Annotated in this window: 1 protein-coding gene; it reads left to right on the top strand. The window is 42.6% G+C overall.

Annotated features, from left to right (window positions below; genetic code table 11):
* Nucleotides 1-178: 178 nt before the first annotated feature.
* Entirely contained in the window at nt 179-808 is a 630-nt protein-coding gene (locus tag PSE7429_RS23010) for a Crp/Fnr family transcriptional regulator (RefSeq protein WP_009629817.1), read from the top strand.
* The last annotated feature ends 209 nt before the right edge of the window (nt 809-1,017 follow it).

Raw genomic sequence — 1,017 nt, 5'->3', positions numbered from 1 at the left:
ACCCAGTAAGGGTTTTAAAATCACAAAATGGCGTAGCCATTTTGTGATTTGGTATTAGCTGAGTTTGTAATGCCTAGGGAAATAAAAGTTTAAGAAGAATTTATCGATTTAATAAACTTCGCTTAACCTGATTGTGTCGAGAAACACATAGGATAACAAATGTGTACCTCACGCTGATATGACATATACGTTCTCAAGCTTCGATCTTAACTCCACAAACTCTGTAACAGACTGGCGACGATCGCTCGAAGAAATTTATCGCGGTCGTACCATGCACACTTACAAAAGTGGTCAAATTATCCCCATGTATCCCCATGAGGTGTGGGTAGTTTGTCGCGGAGTTGTCCAATTAAATACTTTGCATCCCTCTGGCGATGAAGTTCTAGTCGGATTTGCAGTACAAGCAATGCCCTTCGGCTTGCCCCTGACGAACTTAGAACCCTACCAAGCGATCGCTTTATCAGATGTTGACTTGATGCGATTTACGCTGATCGAACTCGAGCAGTCTCCGCAACTTTATCAGGGGATTTTGCAGCATCTCAATCGCCGACTTCAGCAAACTGAGGCTTTATTGGCTCTCGTAAGTAACAAGCGAGTCGAAGAACGTCTCCGCCAAATTTTACTTTTGCTTAAACAAGAAGTAGGAGTAACGGTTGATGAGGGAACTCGGCTAACTGTGCGTCTTACCCATCAACATCTTGCCAGTGCTATTAGCAGTACCCGCGTCACGGTAACTAGAGCAATGAAATTGTTACAGGACGAAGGCTGGCTCAAGGTTGATCGCGATCGGCATATCATTTTAGTTTAGAAATTTAATCTAATACCAAAGCTCAAAATGGCGTAGCCATTTTGAGCTTTGAAAACCCTTACTGGGTTTGTTTTTTTAATTCAACGTGAGTTCGGGATAATTGAAAAGGGGCTTTGAGAAAGGGTTTGCTATGCAAACCCTTTCTCAAAGCCCAGAAGTAAAAGTCTTGCTACGCAAGGCTTTTACTTCTGGGCTTTTAAAACTTGCCA

Origin of the sequence: Pseudanabaena biceps PCC 7429 (assembly GCF_000332215.1) — a bacterium.
Taxonomy (GTDB): Bacteria; Cyanobacteriota; Cyanobacteriia; order Pseudanabaenales; family Pseudanabaenaceae; genus Pseudanabaena; species Pseudanabaena biceps.
The sequence above is the reverse complement of the archived record's forward strand: the minus strand, read 5'-3'. Positions and strand labels throughout refer to the sequence as shown.